The sequence below is a fragment of the Chloracidobacterium validum genome, assembly GCF_018304825.1.
In the GTDB taxonomy this organism is placed as follows: domain Bacteria; phylum Acidobacteriota; class Blastocatellia; order Chloracidobacteriales; family Chloracidobacteriaceae; genus Chloracidobacterium; species Chloracidobacterium validum.
In genome coordinates this window covers 1,246,600-1,261,056 of the sequence record NZ_CP072648.1, presented here as the reverse complement: position 1 = coordinate 1,261,056, position 14,457 = coordinate 1,246,600, and the positions used below count along the sequence as shown (strand labels likewise).

The 14,457-nt window shown below is 59.1% G+C and carries 9 protein-coding genes; 6 read left to right on the top strand and 3 right to left on the bottom strand.

The features are described 5' to 3' along the window. Positions 1–48: 48 nt before the first annotated feature. The 6 genes from gndA (at position 49) to J8C06_RS05240 (ending at position 8,527) form a co-directional block, all read left to right on the top strand. Entirely contained in the window at positions 49–1,482 is a 1,434-nt protein-coding gene (gene gndA / locus J8C06_RS05265; protein WP_211429728.1) for an NADP-dependent phosphogluconate dehydrogenase, read from the top strand. After that, positions 1,418–3,127 carry a glucose-6-phosphate dehydrogenase gene (zwf, locus tag J8C06_RS05260; RefSeq protein WP_455423717.1) on the top strand — a complete coding sequence of 570 codons (1,710 nt, stop codon included), beginning with the start codon at positions 1,418–1,420 and terminating at the stop codon, positions 3,125–3,127. Before gndA ends, zwf begins: the two co-directional genes overlap by 65 nt. A gap of 16 nt (positions 3,128–3,143) precedes the next feature. Then, positions 3,144–4,313, top strand: coding sequence for a glucose-6-phosphate dehydrogenase assembly protein OpcA (locus J8C06_RS05255; protein WP_211429727.1), 1,170 nt, complete (start codon positions 3,144–3,146; stop codon positions 4,311–4,313). A gap of 21 nt (positions 4,314–4,334) precedes the next feature. After that, the gene (pgl, locus tag J8C06_RS05250; protein ID WP_211429726.1) at positions 4,335–5,060 is read left to right on the top strand and encodes a 6-phosphogluconolactonase; all 726 of its coding nucleotides are present in this window, start codon (positions 4,335–4,337) and stop codon (positions 5,058–5,060) included. Between the two features lie 7 nt (positions 5,061–5,067). After that, positions 5,068–5,934 carry a patatin-like phospholipase family protein gene (locus tag J8C06_RS05245; RefSeq protein WP_211429725.1) on the top strand — a complete coding sequence of 289 codons (867 nt, stop codon included), beginning with the start codon at positions 5,068–5,070 and terminating at the stop codon, positions 5,932–5,934. Between the two features lie 295 nt (positions 5,935–6,229). After that, positions 6,230–8,527 carry a sensor histidine kinase gene (locus tag J8C06_RS05240; RefSeq protein WP_211429724.1) on the top strand — a complete coding sequence of 766 codons (2,298 nt, stop codon included), beginning with the start codon at positions 6,230–6,232 and terminating at the stop codon, positions 8,525–8,527. Here J8C06_RS05240 and J8C06_RS05235 read toward each other — a convergent pair. The 3 genes from J8C06_RS05235 to J8C06_RS05225 all read right to left on the bottom strand — a co-directional run bounded on the left by J8C06_RS05235 (position 8,524) and on the right by J8C06_RS05225 (position 14,412). Continuing rightward, positions 8,524–11,214 (bottom strand): S9 family peptidase, encoded by a 2,691-nt coding sequence (locus J8C06_RS05235; protein ID WP_211429723.1) that lies wholly within the window; start codon positions 11,212–11,214, stop codon positions 8,524–8,526. The genes J8C06_RS05240 and J8C06_RS05235 overlap by 4 nt on opposite strands. Positions 11,215–11,289: 75 nt before the next feature. Then, positions 11,290–12,144, bottom strand: a complete 855-nt coding sequence (locus J8C06_RS05230) for a hypothetical protein (protein WP_211429722.1) — start codon at positions 12,142–12,144, stop codon at positions 11,290–11,292. 66 nt (positions 12,145–12,210) lie between these two features. After that, complete coding sequence (locus J8C06_RS05225) at positions 12,211–14,412, bottom strand: carbohydrate binding family 9 domain-containing protein (RefSeq protein WP_211429721.1); 2,202 nt, start codon at positions 14,410–14,412, stop codon at positions 12,211–12,213. Positions 14,413–14,457: the final 45 nt, after the last annotated feature.

Here is a 14,457-nt window from a genome sequence, read left to right as displayed (position 1 = left end):
GCTGTTTTTTTTCGACTGTATCCATTCAAGGAGTGAGGCACAAACGTTATGGCGGAAGCATTAGCCGACATTGGTATGATTGGGCTGGCCGTGATGGGCAGCAACTTGGCGCAAAATATCGAGCGCAATGGCTTCACGGTCGCCGTCTGGAACCGCGATCCAGGGCGGGTGGATGAGTTCATGGCAACCGTTGGCGCGGGCAAGAAGTTTGTTGGGGCGCACACGCCGGAAGCGTTCGTGAACGCCATCGCCCGGCCCCGCAAGATCATGTTGCTCGTCAAGGCCGGTGACGCTACCGACTGGACGATTGACCAGATCAAGCCCTACCTCGAACCGGGCGACATTATCATTGATGGCGGCAACGCCCTTTACCACGACACCATTCGGCGTGAAAAAGCGCTTCGGGCGGAAGGGTTCAACTTCATTGGCTGCGGCGTCTCTGGCGGCGAAGAGGGCGCGCTCTGGGGTCCGTCACTGATGCCCGGCGGTGCGCCAGACGCCTATGAAAACCTGCGACCAATTTGGGAAGCCATCGCGGCCAAGGTGGATGATGGCCCTTGTGTCACCTACATTGGGCCAGACGGGGCCGGCCACTTTGTCAAGATGGTTCACAACGGCATCGAGTACGGCGACATGCAGCTCATTGCCGAAGCCTATGACTTGCTCAAGCGCGTCGGACACCTCACCGCACCAGAACTCGCCGCTGTATTTGCAGCGTGGAACGAAGGCGTCCTCCAATCTTTCCTCATCGAGATTACGTCGCAGATCTTCCGCGCCATTGACCCAGAAACCAACCAGCCACTGGTCGAACTCATTCTCGACAAAGCCGGACAGAAGGGGACGGGCAAGTGGACCTCAGAAGCCGCGCTGGATATGGGCGTACCTGTCCCCACGATTCAGGCGGCCATTGACGCGCGGGTGCTTTCCTCGATGAAGGATGAGCGCGTCGCCGCCAGCCAAGTCATTGTCGGCCCGCCGACATCGCCGGAAATGCCTGATAAGGGAGACTTTATCATGCTCGTCCACAATGCGCTCTACGCCAGCAAGATTTGTTCCTACGCGCAAGGCATGGCGATGCTCTCCACGGCATCACGCGCCTACAACTGGAACCTCAACCTGGGTGAAATCAGCCGCATCTGGAAAGGTGGATGCATTATCCGGGCGCAGTTCCTGGATAAAATCAAGCAAGCCTACCACCGCCGCGCCGATCTGCCCAACCTGCTGCTCGACCCAGACTTCAACCAGTGGATGGCCGACGCCCAGACCAGTTGGCGCAGCGTGGTCAGCATTGGCGCATTGGCGGGCGTGCCGCTTCCGGCAATGAGCGCCAGCCTGGCCTATTTCGATAGCTACCGGACAGCCCGCCTGCCGCAGAACCTCACCCAGGCGCAGCGGGATTTCTTCGGCTCGCATACCTATGAGCGGATTGACAAGCCCGAAGCTGGGTTTGTGCATACCGAGTGGAAAGAACTCATCCAATAACCAGCGCGTAACCAGCGCGCCCGAGCTGGCGCGGACACTCGCCGCATGTAAGCGCATCATCGTCGTGGCGGCGGCATTCACCGCCGCCACGACCGGGAGCACCGAGCACACCATGGCCAACGACCTCAATCCTTTGCGCGACGAAGCGCGCGTCGAACGCACCCCGGCCCCCTGTACCGTCGTCATCTTTGGCGCTTCCGGTGACCTTGCCAAGCGCAAACTCGTGCCGGCCCTCTTCAACCTTGCCCGCGAACGGCGACTCCCCGGCGGATTTTCCATCGTGGGCTACTCTCGCAGCGCCATGAGCGACGACGACCTCCGCGCGCTGATGCGTGATGCCGTGTCAACGTTTTCAAGTTCCGGCCCGCCGACGGCGGCCGAATGGGAAAGCTTCGCGGCGGGCATGTTTTACTGCCAGGGCGGCTACGACGACGTTGCGGCATATGAACAGCTCAAAGCCCGCCTGGCCGCGATTGACACCGAGCGTGGCACGAGTGGCAACCGGATATTTTACCTTTCAACCCCGCCCAGCCTCATCGGGCCGATCATGGATACGCTTGGGGCATCGGGGCTTGCCCAAAGTCCGCCGGGTGGCTGGACGCGCATCATTATCGAGAAGCCACTTGGATATGACCTCAAAACAGCCCAGGAACTCAACGCGCATGTGAGCCGCATCTTTGATGAAGATCAGGTCTATCGCATTGATCACTACCGGGCGAAGGAAACCGTCCAGAACATCGTGGCCATGCGCTTTGCCAATGGCATTTTCGAGCCAGTCTGGAATCGGCGCTACATTGACCACGTGCAGATTACGGCCGCCGAGGCCGTCGGCGTCGAGGGACGCGGCGGTTATTACGAAGGGTCGGGAGCGGTGCGCGACATGCTTCAAAACCACCTGCTCCAACTTCTGGCGCTGGTTGGCATGGAGCCGCCTACGTCACTCGACGCCAATGCCATCCGCGACGAAGCCATCAAGGTCGCCAGAGCCATTCGTCCCATCGCGCCCGATGCCGTGGATGCCCATGCCGTGCGCGGGCAATACACGGCTGGCTGGGTTGGCGGCAAGGCCGTTCCCGGCTACCGCGAGGAAGAAGGGGTGCGCCCCACTTCAACGACCGAAACCTATGCCGCAATCAAGTTTGAAATCGACAACTGGCGCTGGGCAGGTGTTCCCTTCTACCTACGCTCCGGTAAGCGTATGACCAAGCGCGCGGCTGAAATTGCCGTCCAGTTTCGCCAACCACCCATGCGCCTGTTCACAACCACGGAAGCCGACCTACACGAGCCGAACCTGCTTGTGATGAAGATTCAACCAGACGAAGGGCTGACCCTGCGGCTGGCCGCCAAGCTTCCTGGGCATGCCATTCACCTGCGCTCGGTCAACATGGACTTTCGCTATGGCACATCATTTGGCGTCCGGTCGTCCGAAGCGTATGAGCGCCTCTTGCTCGATTGCATGTTTGGAGATGCCACGCTCTTTACCCGGCGCGACATGGTCGAAACTGGCTGGGCGCTGATGATGCCCATTCTCGAACACTGGGCAGCCAGTGGTGAACAAAACCTGCACTTCTACGAAGCTGGGACGTGGGGGCCAGAAGCCGCAAACCAACTCATGGGCGACGGCCGCGCCTGGCGGCGGCTCTAACCAGGAGAAAAAGACCATGAGCATCGTCGAAGACATCGAACGTCGCCGCCAAGTGGATGTCACCGCCATCGAGCGCGAATTGACCGAGCTGTGGAAGGCCGCCGCCGCCGCCAAGGACGGAGACACCGGCGACGCCGTCACCCGCGTCTGCCTGCTCAACTTGCTGGTCTTCATCACCGACGAAGCGCGCTTCGGTGAGGTTTCCGAAGTCGTGGCAAAGGTGACTGAATCAGCCCCCTGCCGCGCCATCATCATGTATGGCAATTTGACTGAACCAAGACCTGAAACCCAGGCCTGGATTGCTTCGCACTGCCACCTTGACGACCGGATGCGCCAGGTGTGCTGCGAGGAAATCCGGGTTGCCGCCAGCGGGACGGCCGTCCAGTACCTTGCCCGAACGGTAGCTCCGCTCATTGCGCCCGACCTCCCGGTTTTCCTCTGGTGGCAAGACCTCAAAACGCTGCGCGAGAAGTATTTTCACGATTTTCTGCACGAAGTTGACCGCATTATCATTGATAGTCGCGGCCTGACACACCGGGATGCCATCGCCGCTCAGTTGGCAAGGTTCGTTCTCGAATCGCGTCACCGGGCGGCATTCAGCGACCTCAACTGGACGCGCCTGACCCGCTGGCGCGACCTTGCGGCCGGACTTTTTGACGCGCCAGACTTGACGCATTACCTTCAAGAATTGACGCGCGTCACGATCACCTATGCCAAGGACGATGAAGCCTCCGGCGTTCCGATGCAGGCCCTCCTGCTCGCCGGTTTTTTCGCGGCACAACTCGGCTGGACGCTCAAGGATGCGCACGAAATCAACCCGCATCAGGCCGAACTTCGCTTTCGCGCCCGGCGGCGCCGGGTGGTTCTCACCATCGAACCAAGGGCCGGGACACAACTTCCGCAAAAACAGCTCGTTGAGGTGGTGTTGGAGGCGGACCGAGCTGAACCGGCCAGCTTCAGCGTCACCTGCCGACCTTCAGACGGAACGGATTGGCTTTACACAACGGCCGTCAAGATCACTGAAGGCGCCCATTATCACACAACCATCGGGCTGCCGCCGCTTACCGATGCGCGCCTGATGTCACGGGAAGTTGAAATTTTTGGCCGTTCAAAGCCCTATGAGCGCGCCTTGCGCATGGCGCTTGAAATCATCAATGAACTCGAAATTGACGCTCAACTTGATTGAGCCGTCAGCCCAGTTACGCCTATGTCCCTGCTGGTCTTTCCATCCGCCGATGAGTTAGCGCGTCATGCGGCCGCGTCATTTGTTCGGCATGCAGCCGCCGCGATTGCATCCCATGACAGGTTTGCAGTTGTGCTCTCCGGCGGCAGCACTCCGCGCATTGTGTTTCGCAAACTGGCGAGCGATGAATTCGCCCCACAAGTTGACTGGTCAAACGTTCACTTTTTCTGGGGCGACGAACGAGCTGTGCCTCCCGATCACCCAGACAGCAACTTTCGCTTGGCACAGGAACATCTCCTTGCACCGCTCGGTATTCCAGACTCGAACATTCATCGGATCGAAAGCGAGCGGCCACCAGACGAGGCCGCCGCGCGCTACGATGCTGACCTGACGGCTTTTTTTGGCGATGGCCCCCGCCGCTTTGACTTGGTTCACCTCGGACTGGGGGAAGACGGTCACACGGCCTCACTCTTTCCCGACACGGTTGCCCTCGGTGAAACCCAAGCCAGGGTTGTGGCCAATGCCGTGCCTAGACTTCAAACGACGCGGATCACCTTCACGGCGCCGCTGATCAACGCGGCCCGCGCCGTTGAGTTTTTTGTCACCGGCGCCAGCAAGGCACTGGTCCTACGTGAAGTCCTGTTTGGGGAAAACCATCATTACCCGTCCCAAATGATTTGTCCGAAGGATGGCACGTTGACGTGGCTTGTGACGGCCGATGCCGCCGCTGAGTTACCGAAACAGGGTTGATTGCCAAATGGTCGAACGCCGACTAGGGCTGGTGTTTGCCGGCGGTGGAAACCGGGCCTTTTATCAACTCGGCCTCATGCAAAGCTGGGCGGACTTGTGGCCGCGGGTGCGGGCGGTGGCAGCCTGTAGTGCCGGAGCGTGCGTCGTGGCCATGCTCCTGAGCGGACGCGCCACGGAGACGGCAGCTTTTTGGAAACGACGTCGGGCGCACGTCACTCGCAACATCAACTGGTTCCATCCACTGGTGGGAAGACCACTGGCGCCCCATGCCCCGATCTATCGGGACACCCTCGACTTTTGCCTAGCGGATGGCGGTTTTGAGCGAATCCGCGCCCAGCCCTTTCCCTTGCTTGTCCTGACGGCGCGGCTTCCGCCGGGCGTGCCACCGGCGGCGGCGGTGGTTTTAGGGCTGACCGCCTACAATCTCGAAAAGCAGTTCAAACGGGGATTGGTGCACCCGATGTGGGGTCGGCGGCTTGGCTTTCGGCCGGCCGTCTTCGACATGCGGGACTGCGCCACGGCGGCTGACCTCACGGCGCTCATCCTCGCCTCATCGGCGACGCCACCATTTACGCCGCTCGGCCGGGTTGACGGACAAACACTCCTCGATGGTGGGCTTGTGGACAATATCCCGGCGTTTCTGCTCGATGATATTTCCGACGTGCAACGGCAGGTGGTGTTGATGTCCCGGACATACCCGGCAGAGATTACCGGGCGGCAGCGGCAGCGTCTTTATGTCGCTCCCCTGACCCCGCCGCCGGTTTCACGGTGGGATTACACGCGGCCGGATTTAGTCGAGGCAACCATTGCCCAAGGGGCAAGGGAAGCGGTAGCGCACCGGCCGGCCCTCGATGCCCTTCTAGACGAGCTGTAACTGACCAGCGACTGGTCAGGGCAAGTGCTTCTCGGTTACGAAGCCCTCCTTGCCGGTGCCGAGCCGTAGCGCAGCGGGCAAAGGGGACTGAATGGCTAAAAACTGCCCCTCAATACCCGACTTCCGACCGCGATAAGGATTGGGACGTGCCCTACCTTGCCTTCCCAACCGCACGAAAACTGGTCAGCCGCGACACTTTAGGCGCACCCTCAACCTGAGCTGGTCTAGAAAGCCGAGGATCAATGGTTTATGCTGACTCTACTTAATCAACAAATGTACAACAACACGCTTTGTTATGTTCTGCAAAAGGGTCTGCCAGTTTCTTCGCCGTCTGGCTTACCTTGTTTCAACAACGGCCATTCTCTCCAGTGTGCTTGCGGCGGCCGGGCTGTCCACAGCGCGGACTTCCGCATCCGTTAATCACCTAACGGCTTCCCTTCCAATCACCACTTCCCTTCAAACCGACACGACCGCACCGCCAGTCCTGCTTGTCAGCCCGTTGGCAGCCGAGCCGCTAACGGCGCGTTTAGACATGCTGGAGGACCCAGCCCGCCAGTTGACCATCGAGCAAGTTGCCACTGCCAGCCTGGCATTTCAACCGGTCAACCGACGGGTACTCAATCTTGGCTACACAACCTCCGCCTACTGGTTTCGCGTGCGCTTGAAGAACGATACGGCCCACGAAGTTGAGCAACTGATTGAAGTCGAACAACCTTACCTGGGGCGCGTGGATTGTTATTTACTTCAGGGCAATGCGCCCGTGACCGCGCTGGCGCCGCTGGTGGCCGGTGATGCGCTTCCCATTAGCCTTCGCGCGATTCCCCACCGGCTGCCAATTTTCCCCGTTAAGTTGCCAGCGCAGGCTGAATGTACGGTTTATCTGCGGGTCGAAACCCAAGGCTCATTTACCTTTTCGGCAAAGTTGTGGCCGTCCTTTGAGCATGCCCGGAAGGATCGTATCCATAGTTTTTTACTGGGTGTTTACTACGGTCTCTTGCTCTTGCTCCTGCTCTACAACGTCACGCTATTTGTGGGACTGCGCGATGAAGCCAGTTTTTACTTTGCGGCTTACATTTTGGCCATCGGCTTTTTTCAGTCGAGTGCGGATGGACTACTGCCACAGGTTCAGGAATGGCTCTTTGGCGGGATCATCGCGGAGGGATTGCGCGTGCGGATCGCCCTGGGCAACGCTGCCTCCGGCATAGCGGCGCTGCTGGCGCAAAGGTACTTGAACCTTGCAACTTACCACCCACTTACCCATCGCTTGCTAGGCAGTCTTGCCATTGCCTTTTTCGGCTTAGCACTTCTCGGTGGGATCTGGCCGGCACAGAGCATCGCCCAAATTTCGACCATCCTGATGGCAGTTAGCAGTATCCCAGCTCTCTTGGCGGCCGTGATTCCACTTCGGCAAGGGTATCGCCCGGCGGTCTATTTCTTGCTGGCCTGGACGCTCGTCGTGCTCGCTGTCCTGCTCAACACATTGCGCACACTGGGCTTTGTGCCACAGTCAGTGGACTGGCAGGGCATCCTCCACGCCGGAACAGCCGTGCAAGCGTTGATGCTATCCTTTGGCATAACGGCACGCATGGTGATCATCAAAGAGGAAAAAGAGGCCGCACGCGCCGAAGCCGATCTGCGAGCAAACGAAGTGGCAATCTCAGCCGCCTTCAACGAACAGCTCAAACGGGCCAATCAGGAACTACAGGATGCCTTGCAAGCGCGTGAAGCCGCGCGGCAGGAGGCTGAGGAACGCCGCGCCGAACTTGAAATTGCCAACACACGGTTGCTGGAGTTGGACCGGCTCAAGGCAGACTTCACGGCTATGCTGGTTCACGACCTACGTTCGCCGCTGGCGGCTGTCAATGGCACCCTGGAATTAATCGAAAACGTTTTGCCAGAGACCGACCCCGACTTGCCAGAACTCATCCGTGCCTCGAAGGACAACATCCGTCGGACACTCGACCTCATCAGCGACCTCCTCGAACTTGCCCGCACCGAATCACAGTCGCTGACGCTCGACCTCAAGCTACTCGATATCGTTCCACTGCTACGACAGTGTGTCGAAAGCACGCGGATGGGCACATCGCATCAACTCAGCTTTGTCTTGGAGCTGCCAACTACACTGCCGGCCGTCGCTGGTGACCAGCGGAAACTAGAGCGCGTGTTCATGAACCTGCTCACCAATGCGGCAAAGTTCACGCCACCTGAGGGGAAGGTCACGGTTTCAGCCCGTGAGATCATCGGACAAGGCGTTGAAGCCGGGCTGTCCTTTGTTGAAGTGTCCGTTACCGACACCGGCAAGGGCATGCCGCCGGCCGAACTACCCTTCTTGTTTGACCCCTACCGGCAAGGCGGACAAGGGAAACAAAAAGTCGGCTTCGGATTGGGCTTGGCGATTGCCAAGCGGATCGTTGCCGCGCATGACGGCAACATTTCGGTCAAAAGCCAGGTCGGCGTGGGCAGCACCTTTACCGTTACCCTTCCCTGCTGGGCAAGCAAGGTCGGGCAAACAACGCTTGACCAACCCGCGCCCAAAACGGCCGGCGACAGCGGCGAGACCGTGCTTTCAAGTCGGGCCAAAGATGGAAGCTAACCATCCGACTCGACAAGTTCCAGCGAAATCGCCGCGCCGCCCAATGTGGCCGTCTTGACCACGGCCTTGATCGGCAAGCGGGTAGCCTGATCCACCCAAACAGTGGTTCGCGCGCCGCCTTCATCCGTCAGCTCAACCCGATAGGCTGTGAAATGTCCAGAGGCCAGGCTAACGTTCTCGATGGCGGCCACGTTGAGCTGCACCAACGATGGGCGTCCATTCTGAACGTTGAAATTGCGCAACGTCGCGGTGTACCCCATAGCCAGCGGCAGCCGACCGATGACCAAGTAACGTCCCGCGCCATCGGCCAGGAGTTCGCCGCCGAGGTCGGCCGCCATGGGACGTGGCGTCCCATTCAGTGTTACCGCGCCCTCGACTCGCCCATCCCGGAAGGCAACATCCACCGTCAGCGGACCTTGCGCGACGCGACGCGAACGGACAACCAAAGACGCTTTTTCGAGCTTGGTGGTCTCAATGACACTTCCCATCGGAAGGCTGATTTCCTCGCGGACTTCCCAGGCATCACCGGCTTCGGTCACGGTCGTTTCAACCGTGGCTTGAATGGTCTGGCCCGGCACATCAATGGTTCCGCGATACCGCAGCCGGCCGGCTCGTAAGTCGCTTTCCGGCTTGACCACGCCAACCGTGGCCGGACGGCCTCGCTCAGGAGCAGTCACCGTGCTGACATCCACCGTGATTTCCTTCAACCGCGCCGCCACATCGGCGGGCATGTCCGCCTGGAAACGCCCTTTGAGGTGGTCCGCCAGAAAGCGCTCCGACGCCGCATACAGGGCCAGGTTGTTGACCGGACGCGCAAATCCATGCCCTTCGTCCGGGGCGCAAAGGTACTCGACCGGAAAGCCCCGGTCGCGCAGCGCAACCACAATCTGGTCGGCTTCGGATTTCTTCACCCGTGGATCGTTTGCCCCCTGAACAATCATCAACGGCGTCTCGATGCGGTCAGCCGCATTGAGCGGCGATTGACGCTCCATGCGCGCGCGATCTTCAGGCTTGCCGGGGTCGCCCATTCGCGTATGAAAAAGGCGGCGCGCCGCTTCCCAGTATGGCGGGATGGTATTCAGCAATGTGATCAAGTTTGACGGCGCGACAATTGCCACACCGGCCGCATAGAGCTTGGGCGTGAACGCTACCCCAGCCAACGTAGCGTATCCCCCATAACTGCCCCCCATGATGCCCACCCGTCGCGGGTCGGCAATGCCCTCGGCCACGAGATAGTTGACGCCCCAGGTCAGGTCATCTTGCATCAGGTCGCCCCATTGCCCGTTGCCGGCGTTGAGAAACCTCTTACCATAGCCGGTCGAAGCCCGGAAGTTTGGCTGAAGTACGGCGTACCCACGGTTTGCCAGAAACTGCGCCTGCCGGTTGTAGCCCCATACGTCACGCGCCCAGGGCCCACCATGTGGCACGACCATCAGCGGCAGGTTCTTCGCCGTTATCCCCTTGGGCAAGGTCAGGTACGCCGGAATCCCCAACCCATCCGACGACGGATAGCGAATCGCCTTCATCGGCGCCAGATGCCGCCGGTCGAGCTTTTCATAGAGCCGATACTGAAGCGTGAGCCGCTTGGCGCGGCGGTCGAACAAATACGTTTCGCCCGGTTCGGTGTCACTCGTGGCCGTCACCAGCCAGATTTGCTCGTCGCGGGTTCCAGAAGTAAACGCGATGTCCTTCCCGGGCAGGCGTTTCTGGAGCCACCGGTGGTCACGCTCATACCCTTTGTCACGCCAGTACGTGCGAATCCGCTCATCTATGTAAACGGTCGCAATGACATCATTGGTGACATCGGAAAATGACGCGCTGCCAAAATCCACCCGCTCAAGTGGGTCGCTTTCGACCAGTTCTTCCTTGCCCGTCTTGGGGTCAAACAAGACAAGTCGCGTGAGATCGACGTCTTGACCCCGGTTCGTGACCATATACACCCGTTGGCCGTCCGGGTGCATGCGGATGGGACCGGCCGACTCAAAAACACTACAGGCATAGACTTTCACCAAGCGGTCGGCATCCACGCGCAAGATTTCCGTGTCGCCGTTGGGCGCTACCCGCACGGCCAACCGTAACTGTCCGGCTTCATCGAAAAACCAGCCTGAAATTTGCTCCTTGTTTTCGCGCAGTCGCGTGCGCTCCCCGGTTGACAGCCTGAGCTGATAAACGTCGTGCCAGGCCGGGTCGCGGTCGTTGAGACCAATGCACACCACATCCGGGCTACCTTTTGGCACGGCATAGATCTGAACGCGCGCCCCCTTGATGCCGGTCAAATCACGCGACAACGGCGCGTCCCGCCCATCAGCCGGCTCCGCGGTGGGATCCACCGCGTAGAGATTGAAGTTTTCATCACCGCCCCGATCCTGCACATAGAGAATAAACCGACCATCGCGGGTCCAGAAGAAGTTGCGGATGGGGCGGGCCGTGGTATCGGTCAGCAGACGCGCCCGCGTAAACGGCTCGTTGGTTGACTTGACCCAAATGTTGAGCGTGTCTTTATAGGGTTTCAGAAAAGCCACATACTTGCCATCGGGTGACAACTGCGCGCTGGCAATCTCCGGGTTGCCAAAGATAAGCTGTCGGTCAAGGAGGGGCGGAAGTTCAGCGCGAACCAACAGGGTTGTCACGCTCCACAGAAAAACCCACAGGGTTATCCGAATGGGACAGGCTAGACGCAGGAGCATGGCGCAGTTTCAACCTCCAAACCGATAGTCTCGGAGCTTGACCGCCAGTCGCGGCCACGCAGCATCACTTGGCGCTTATTGCACAGTGAAACGGGTTGTTCCTATCACCGCCCCATCCCGAATGACCTCGACCCGGTATAACCCTGGCGGGAAACCACTATCCGATGTCAGCGAAAGGCGAATACCGGTCAAACGGCTCGTTTCTTTAGTAATCGTTGGGAAGTCAACTTCCCCAATCAGTTTGTCACGACTCAACCGCGGAACACGCTCGGCATACCACCGGGTGCCGTAGGTTTCCCCTTCCAGGATTTTGGTCGGGTAGATGACACAGGTGATCTTCGTGTCGCTCGTGTCAAACGTCGAGGTAAAGGTCATGTCATCGTCATTGCTGCCGGTGAGGCGGGCCATTTTCAAGTCGCGGAGACCACCGGATGAAGAACCACCGTCCGGTATGCCGGTAGAGCTATCGTCCGGCGTTGAACCACCACCGCCGTCGCGCGTTACCGTTGTTCCTTCAATCGTCATGGTCCACCGGCCGGCGATCATCTTTGGCGCACTCTGCACGGTGAACCTAGTCGTGAAGGGGCCAACCCCCACTTCAAAGTCATCGCCAATAAAGCGCTGGATAGGCAGATTCTCGACGGACTTCGATGCGTTGCCTTTCTGGGAGCGCCAGTTCACCTTGCCGTCCCCTGAGATGTTGAGGGTGACCCCATCTCCCTGCCAGTTGCCAATGTAAGCCTGCTTATCGGGCGGAATCGTGCCACCACTTGACAGCGAAATGAGTAACAGGATGGCGAAAACCGCAATCGCAAGAATTGAAACGCAGCCGCAGCCACCGAGCACCCAAATGAGTGTGTTGCTTGACTTCTTCGCTGGCGCGGGTGGCGTGTAGGGAGGGGGTGTGTAGGGAGGGGGAAAAGGCTGCATGGGAGTCGTGAACCTCCAAGAAGGTTGAATCAGACGTTCAATATTGGGCGGGCTTGAAAAGCGGCATCAACGAATAAAATCATACGTTACCTTGATTTGAAACTGACGATTCGGACGCTCGACCCCAACCCCAGATGTCTGGTTATAAATGAAAAAAATGTCTGAGTTTGGACGGTAGATATAGCGCACCCGGGCGTTGATGCTGGTCAGGCGCGCGGCTGAGTTGAGTTGAACGAGGCAGGTCGAAAGCCACTTGCGCGAAAAGTTATACGTTACCCGCCCATTGAACAAGCTGGTTGAAAAATTCCCCTGTGGTAGCTGAACGGCATTGAAACTGTGACTGGCTTCAAGTGACAGGTGGGAGTCTGGCCGCCAGGTAAAACCAGCGTTCACTTCCTGCCGGCTCCCGCCATAAAAACCACCCCAACTTCCCCCTGTATCGAAGACAAACCGTCGGCTGCGATTGGTCGCCAAGCTCCCCCCATGACGATTGAAGGTGTACACCCCAGGTGGGATCGTAATGCCCGGACGAATCTGAAACGGCCGCGTCAACGCATCCGTTTCAGTCCGCAGCGGACGCAAGATAAGGCTGGCCGAGTTGGCAAAATCAATATTCACCGCTGTGGCGATGGTTCGGGTCTGAAGGTCGCCCGTCCGCCGGTCTTGGTAGTATTCGCCAAACCCCTCGAAGCGAATCTCACGAATGGTTTTGGCAATGGCCGCCGGCCGCCACTTGTAGGCGGCATCTCCAAAGTACTGCCGCACGTCGCGGCGCAGGACGAAGCCAAGTTCAGGGTTGAAGTTACGACCGATTTCTTCGTAAACCCCAAAAAGCCGTATCTGGTTGGTATCGTAACCGCTCTGAAAGCGGAACGTCATGGCGTCGCCCTGGAGTCCGGGCGAAAAGGTTTTGGCAAGAAAGGCGTAACTCGTCCAGTAGTCGTTGAAGTTAATCTGCGCATCCAGTCCGACGCCACGGTTATAGGCCCGCCGTTCCCCGCCTTGGCGATTCAGCGCGATAGCGCCGATATTGGAGCGAGTGCTGAGGTCACGCTTGACACGCGCTACGGTGAAACGCTCGCGTGGCACGGTGACGTTACCGGCCTCATCCCGCAATGGACGAGTCTCAACGTGCAAAAAACCGATGTTCCACTTCCCGGCTTTACCCGTCACCTTGGCGCCGATATCTATTGGAAGCGGCGCGCCGTTGTCAGTCAATCCAATGCGGCGCGTGAAAAACAACTGATTGACCCCCGGACGCCCAAAAAGAAAGATACCGGCGTTTTCAAGGAAAAAATCCCGTCGCTCAGGAAAGAACACGGAAAAGCGCGTCAGGTTGACGACTTGCTGATCAACCTCAGCCTGCCCAAAGTCTGGATTGGCAGTAAATTCCGCCGTCAGCGAGGGCGTGATCCCAATCCGCGCCACCTCGATTCCGACCGAGCCGGAAAAGCCGGACTCCAGCCGATTGCCGAGGGGAACCGGAACATCCTGGCGTGCGCGGCCGGTGACATAGGGCTTGATTTCAATCAAACGGGGGCGCGTGATGCCCTCAACGCCGGTCAGCAGTCCGGCTTGGGAAACCCGCAACAACCCAAAAGCGCGCTGCCAACTCGTCCAGAGCAAGATTTCATTTTTGCGGCGGATGATCCGCGACACATTGAACCCCCAGGTGTCGGCGCCCTTGCGAAACCGCAGGCTCACCAGCGGGATGGCCATTTCAGCCGACCAGCCTTCGCCGTCGCGTGTCGCGCCAGACAGCCACTGCGTATCCCATGACAGATTGAAATCCCGTCCTTCATCGGTAATGAGCGCGTCAGACTGGGTTCCCAAGGGGTTGACCGAAAAGCGATAAGCGTTTCGCCCATCCCGATAGGTATCCAGCAACACCACGAGTTTGTCGTCGTTGCTGAAGCTCGAATCGCGGTTGAGGTCGCGGGCGTTGATATTGTCCGGCTCGCTGTCAAAGCACCGAATACCGATGTAGATGTAGCTTTTGTCATAGAGCAGGCGGCACTCGGTCTTTTCCGTCGGGAGCGAACCCTCAAAAGGCTCTTGCTGACGAAAGTCCCGAATGACTTCAGCCGTTTGCCAGGCGGGTTCATCGAGGCGGCCGTCCACCGTCATCGGTTCGTCGGTTCGGGTGATACGAACTGACGGACGAGACTCCAAAGCGACGTTCTGCCCTTTTCCCAGTTGCCCACTCGCCACAATACCAATCAGGGCAACGAGGCAACGCCAGACCAACGTTGAATAACGTGAAGACACAAAAGCTGCGCCCATCAAAAAGTTCCACCGTGGTCGCACGGTGCT